Consider the following 5,269-nt stretch of genomic DNA (forward strand, 5'->3'; position numbering starts at 1 on the left):
ATACGAAGTAGAAAGGCCTGAAAAGTGTTGTCAGACTAACGAGCGCAAGCATCAGTATTTGATAACAGACCCAGCTTAGTCCTCATTAAACGTCATACGTTATTCTAGCGTAGCAACGAACGCGGCAATATTTCCGGGGCGCTTGATGAGACGTTAAGCCGTTACGCTATTAAGTAATTGTATTTGTTTTCTTAATTTTGGTTGCGGGAGCAGGATTTACTCAAATACCGACATTGCAAAAAACAGTTTAGATTTGCAGAGATCATTAGATCTATCTCAATTTAAAATGTAAGTTGAGAGCAGACCCTTATCCATCATTATCTAATTTATTCATAGATAGCGAATACACACCAACTTAATTAAGTAAGTTTTCTACATTTCTCAGTGAGAGCGGAAATCTCACATTGACCATGACTGCATGTTGGATGATCTCAGGGCTGGTTTTACAGCAGCGGCAGAATACAGGATTGGGCAGGGCACAGAAGCTAATAGTCAGCACGATGTCGGGCATGGTGGTTTATTCTGACAAGACCCAGATGCTCGTGGCCTTGAAAAAGGAACAGGGCGCAGTTTCGGAAGCCGACGCCATCGCAGCCCTACACGAGTTAAACGCACTCTGGTCGCAACTCTTCCCGGCAGAGCAGGCCCGCATCATCCAGCTTCGGGTGCGGCGCGTTACCGTCACCGCCGCGGGGCTTGAGGTCGATATCAGGCGCGAAGGGATCACAGGCGTGATCCGCGAAATGGTCACACCGCGCCAGATGGAGGCGGCGGAATGATCAAGCCTAATGACACGATCCGCGTGCTGATCCCGCTGAAGGTGCGCAAGAAGAATGGGAGGCCGAAGATCATGCCGCCCGCCGACTACCGCCCCAGCGAGGATCAGGCGCAGGATCCGCACATCCTGCGCGCCATCGGCCGGGCATGGGGATGGCGGCGGCGCATGGAGGCAGGCGAGTTTGCCACTATCCAGGAATTGGCTGAGGCCGTCGGGTTGGCTGAGCGCCATGTCAGCCGCCAGTTGCGATTGGCCTATCTCGCGCCGGAGGTGCTGAAGCGGCTGACCTGCGGACGCGAGGCGTAAGCGGTCAGCCTTTACGATCTGAGTTTTCTGGCGGGGGAGGCTTGGGGGAAACAGTGTGACACATGTTCGATTGATCGCTGATGCCTCGCCCTCAAAGAAGCATGACCCGGGCCTGTTTTTGATGGAGCGGACGTTCGTGCAATCTGCAGCTAATGCCGGGTTGGAGCCTAGAGTGACATATGCTGCACTTCGCGCCAATGTCCGCTGTACTTAAGTTGCTGTTGAAACGGAACTCTTTAGTCCCACCCCGCGTGCAATGATCTTCACGTCATACCGGCACCGAAAGGGTCGACATCACGGCCTATCTTGCAAAAGCCGGGCCATAACCACCATCGACACTCAAGACCGCACCTGAAATCGCGCGGGCACGAGCGGACAGCAGAAACGATACCGCGTAAGCCATGTCATCGGTGCTTAGCGCCACACCGAGGGCGTTTCGTGCCTTGTAATGGTCGGCCAGCTCATCTGGCGCGACGCCGTGTTTCGCCGCGCGGTTCTGTCGGAGGGTGTCGTTCCAGAGGCTCGACCCCTCGATAACCACGTCCGGGTGCACAATGTTGGACCTTATGCCATGCGGGCCTTCTTCAATGGCGACGGTTTTTGACAGCTGCACCAAAGCAGCCTTGGAGATGGAATAGGCCACAAGCCCCGGCACAACGTCGAAGGCATCTTTCGATCCGATGAACACGAAAGACGCGTCGCGCTCCGACTGCCGCATGTGAGGAATCAATGCCTTTGTCAAAAGAAACGGCGCCATGAGGTTGATATCCATCACGCGCCGAAAGTCGGCCTCTTGCGTGTCGTGGATGGATTTGGAGTTCACCACGCCTGCCGCGATCACCGCACCGTCGATCCGACCGTAAGCCTCCAATCCGGACTGCACGGCGTTTTCGCAGATCTCCGAGCGCGACATATCGCCGACGACCGACTGGGCGCCCAGTCCTTTGGCGACATCCCGCACACCCTCTGATATATCGGCCAGGACCAGCCGAGCGCCTTCAGCCGCCAAAAGCTCGGCGGTGCGACGTCCAATTCCAGAAGCAGACCCGGTGACGACATAGACCCTACCCTTGTGATCCGTGGCGTTCGGGAAGCTATTGTTTGGGTGGTCGCTCATTCGAGGCTCCAGAGTTGTTTGGCAAGTTGCATAGAGGCTTTGAATTTGGCCTGTGCTGCGGCAAGCTCATCGCGCTTGGCAGGGTCAGGTTGGAAGCTTGCGTGTCGGTGGAAGATGCCGCTGTCCTTGGCTGCCATCGCATCAGGCCAAATCCCGACGCCAAGACCCGCGCAGAGGGCCGCAGCCAGGCAGTTTGACTCCTGATTGGACAAAAGTTGAACCGGTATACCAAGACCGCTAGCAATGGCCTGCATCATCATCGGGTTGCGCGCTCCACCACCGACAATTGTCAGCGCATCGATCTGGCGACCGGTTACGCGAGTCACATCATCGTAGAGCACTTGCAGGGACTGGGCGATCCCCATTACCACGGCCTTGTAAAGATGCGCGCGGTTGTGTTCGATGCGAAGCCCATGGAAAACACCCGAGGCATTGCTATGCTGATGGGGGGCGCCGCCGGGTCGCAGAAACGGCAGGAACACCGGTAGCATCTCGTCTTCATTCAGCTTCGACGCTTCGGCCAGTGCGGTGTCAAAGGCCTCACCGCCGCTGAGTTCACTATAGGCGTTTTCGACGATCCACTGCTGACCGATCGCCCCCGTGAAGCTGACATATTGACTGTGGTACAGCTCCGGCACCAGATGCCGATAGCAGATCATCCGCGACTCGAAATCGCCGAACGGTTTGGTCTCGATGGTGCCGCCCCAAAGCGCAGACCCAAGATAGAAATAGGCGTCACCTTCGGCCAAGGCAGCTGAACCCGCCGCAGCGCATGGACCATCGCCCGCACCGACGGCCACGGGTGTCCCTGCTCTAAGCCCCGTCGCCTCGCCTATCTGCGCCGTGATTTGTCCTGCGATCTCCGTGCTTTCGATCATCTCGGGAAACAGTCCCGACTCTAGACCGGCGCAATCCAGCACAGCAGCACTGTGCCTTCCGGCCCGCAGATCGAAAGCGCCACCAAGACACTGGTCGGTAGGGTCCGTCGCCAACGCTCCCGTAAGGCGGAACAACACAAACTCCTTTGCGTGCAGCCACTTTGCGGCCTTTGCAAACAAGTCGGGCTGGTGCTCGGCAAACCACATCATCCGAAAGGCGGATGTCATATGGACCGGATGCCCCTGAAAGGTGATGTCATAATAGGTCTCGTGTCCCCCAAAGTCGTTGAGGAAACGCGCGGCCTGCGGTTTGGCGCGTTGATCGGCCCAGATCGGAATGCTGTCGACCAAAAGCTCGCCGGAGGCAGAGATTGGCACCTGGCCCATCATCTGACCGGAAAACGACACGCCCGCAACGCGCGCCGCGTCGACACCGCTGTTGCGCATCACGTCGCGCAGGCCGGCAAGCGTGCCGTCGACCCAATCCTGCGGGCGTTGCTCGACATGGTCGGGCGCGGGATAGGTCGTATCATGGGTGTGATAAGCCGAGGCCACCAGCTGTCCGTCGGTGGCAAACATCGCCACTTTCACGCCGGTGGTGCCGATATCTATGCCAATCAGAAAATCGCTCATGAGCTTTCCTTCCCGGTGTCAGAGGCGGACGCGCTTAAATCCCAGAAGTCTGTGCAAAGTACCGTGTCTGCACCCGCCTTGAGCCATGTCGCAATCGTCTCCGCAGGTGTGCCCGCTGGTGCCATCGAAGCCAACGCAAACCGTCCTCCTGCATGCTGGGCCAGCGCGCTAATTTGCTTCGCGTCGGGCAATGGTAGACCAGACGCCGCCACACCATTTGACAGTATCAGCACCTCCGCACCGCAGTGCGCCACGTCATCGGCAAGGGCCTTCAGGCGTTCTTCGGGGATTGCCGAGAGGGACGTCATTACCCAAACCGCGCCGTTCAGATCGGCAATGCCCTTCAGTTCTGCGGCCGACTGATCCGTGCTGTCGAGCCATGGCCCAACCCCATGCATGACCGCCAGCGGCCCGTTCTGAATCTGCGACAATTCATCAAGCGCGACTTTCTTGGCGGGCCACATCCATTGCCCGATCGGATATCCGACGATGCCCGAGACACTAACATCCAGATTGGCGCTTTGCACTTCGGCCATCGCCAGCGCGACCATGTTTTCGTTCACCACAACATGCCGGATGCCACGCGCGGCAGCCCGGTGGATGTCGCGCAAGATTGCGGCGCGATTGGGTTCCAGATGCAGGCTGGCAGCGATGATACTCTTGTGCGGGATCATGACGCGCCCCCTTCGGCAGGTGATGTCAAACCAAGGCGCTGCGCATAGGCCGCGATGATTTCAAAGACAGAGGCCGAATGCACGATACTGACGCCACGCGACAGAAAGTAGTCGACCTGTTCGAGTGTGCGCACATTGCCCGAAGGGTGAATGTCGATACGCCCGTTGAAGTGGCGATGCACCAGATCCACCTCCTCCAGTGACGTCCCCCAGCCATAGCCGGTGTTCATCTTCACCCGGTTCGCCCCGCCCTGCAGGATCGCCTCGCAGGCGGCGACGATCTGACGGTCATCCAGCAGGGTCGCTTGAATGACCATCGCCATGGGAAGGCGGTCGCGGCACAGGTCCATGACCTGCCGGGTTTCGGCAGTGACGGCCTCCCAATCGCCCTCGAGCAGATTGGAATAATCCAGACAATAGCAACTGTCGTCGATCCCCTGACCCAGCAGATATTCCAGCTGGTACAGCTTTTGCTTCAACGTCGCGTTTCCTGCCGGATAGGCGATTGGAACGTGCAGTTTGGCGTAACCGCCCAAAATGTCGCGGGCGGCGGGTAGCATGCTGGCCTCGCAGTCAAACGCCTCTATATTCAGGCCGGAGCGCCGCAGCTTGGCCGCCTCTGAAATCACGTCCGCTTGGGTCTTTTCTTCACCCAGACAGCCAAAGTGAAAGACGCTGGCAAAGGCCTGCACCCGCGGGTCAGTGACATAGGTGCCAATCATTGCAAATCCTCCCCATCGAAATGGAAGGGCGCGCGCGCGACCGTCGGGCGCAGTTCAACCACCTCCCCGTTGGGGCCGGTCCGGCGGGTGACAGAGCCGCCCGCGTCGTCCGTTTCGAGGATGACCTTGGACCAAAGCGGATGTTCGGCGAAGGTGGCGCC

General features: G+C 58.3%; 6 protein-coding genes. 2 read left to right on the plus strand and 4 right to left on the minus strand.

Annotation, left to right across the window (positions count from 1 at the left end; all coding sequences use genetic code 11):
- The first annotated feature begins 509 nt into the window (after positions 1–509).
- Positions 510–779: a hypothetical protein gene (locus tag ACEQWH_RS05020; RefSeq protein WP_370228618.1), complete on the plus strand. Its 270-nt coding sequence runs from the start codon at positions 510–512 to the stop codon at positions 777–779.
- The gene (locus ACEQWH_RS05025; protein WP_370228619.1) at positions 776–1,084 is read left to right on the plus strand and encodes a hypothetical protein; all 309 of its coding nucleotides are present in this window, start codon (positions 776–778) and stop codon (positions 1,082–1,084) included. The genes ACEQWH_RS05020 and ACEQWH_RS05025 overlap by 4 nt, the downstream gene beginning before the upstream one ends.
- Positions 1,085–1,385: 301 nt before the next feature.
- Here the strand turns inward: ACEQWH_RS05025 and ACEQWH_RS05030 are convergent, their stop codons facing one another.
- Genes ACEQWH_RS05030 through ACEQWH_RS05045 form a run of 4 tightly spaced genes read right to left on the minus strand, consistent with a single transcriptional unit; the run spans position 1,386 to position 5,108 of the window.
- The gene (locus ACEQWH_RS05030; protein WP_370228620.1) at positions 1,386–2,201 is read right to left on the minus strand and encodes an SDR family oxidoreductase; all 816 of its coding nucleotides are present in this window, start codon (positions 2,199–2,201) and stop codon (positions 1,386–1,388) included.
- Positions 2,198–3,712 (minus strand): FGGY-family carbohydrate kinase, encoded by a 1,515-nt coding sequence (locus ACEQWH_RS05035; protein WP_370228621.1) that lies wholly within the window; start codon positions 3,710–3,712, stop codon positions 2,198–2,200. Before ACEQWH_RS05035 ends, ACEQWH_RS05030 begins: the two co-directional genes overlap by 4 nt.
- Positions 3,709–4,386: a hypothetical protein gene (locus tag ACEQWH_RS05040; RefSeq protein ID WP_370228622.1), complete on the minus strand. Its 678-nt coding sequence runs from the start codon at positions 4,384–4,386 to the stop codon at positions 3,709–3,711. Before ACEQWH_RS05040 ends, ACEQWH_RS05035 begins: the two co-directional genes overlap by 4 nt.
- Positions 4,383–5,108, minus strand: coding sequence for a hypothetical protein (locus tag ACEQWH_RS05045; protein ID WP_370228623.1), 726 nt, complete (start codon positions 5,106–5,108; stop codon positions 4,383–4,385). The genes ACEQWH_RS05040 and ACEQWH_RS05045 overlap by 4 nt, the downstream gene beginning before the upstream one ends.
- Between the last annotated feature and the right edge of the window lie 161 nt (positions 5,109–5,269).

Source organism: Cognatishimia sp. (genome assembly GCF_964229375.1).
Lineage (GTDB): Bacteria > Pseudomonadota > Alphaproteobacteria > Rhodobacterales > Rhodobacteraceae > Cognatishimia.

Excerpts from the sequence above, each read along its gene's own strand:
- ACEQWH_RS05035 (WP_370228621.1), bottom strand. The coding sequence starts at position 3,712 with ATGAGCGATTTTCTGATTGGCATAGATATCGGCACCACCGGCGTGAAA.
- ACEQWH_RS05025 (WP_370228619.1), top strand. The coding sequence starts at position 776 with ATGATCAAGCCTAATGACACGATCCGCGTGCTGATCCCGCTGAAGGTG.
- ACEQWH_RS05020 (WP_370228618.1), top strand. The coding sequence starts at position 510 with ATGGTGGTTTATTCTGACAAGACCCAGATGCTCGTGGCCTTGAAAAAG.
- ACEQWH_RS05040 (WP_370228622.1), bottom strand. The coding sequence starts at position 4,386 with ATGATCCCGCACAAGAGTATCATCGCTGCCAGCCTGCATCTGGAACCC.
- ACEQWH_RS05030 (WP_370228620.1), bottom strand. The coding sequence starts at position 2,201 with ATGAGCGACCACCCAAACAATAGCTTCCCGAACGCCACGGATCACAAG.
- ACEQWH_RS05045 (WP_370228623.1), bottom strand. The coding sequence starts at position 5,108 with ATGATTGGCACCTATGTCACTGACCCGCGGGTGCAGGCCTTTGCCAGC.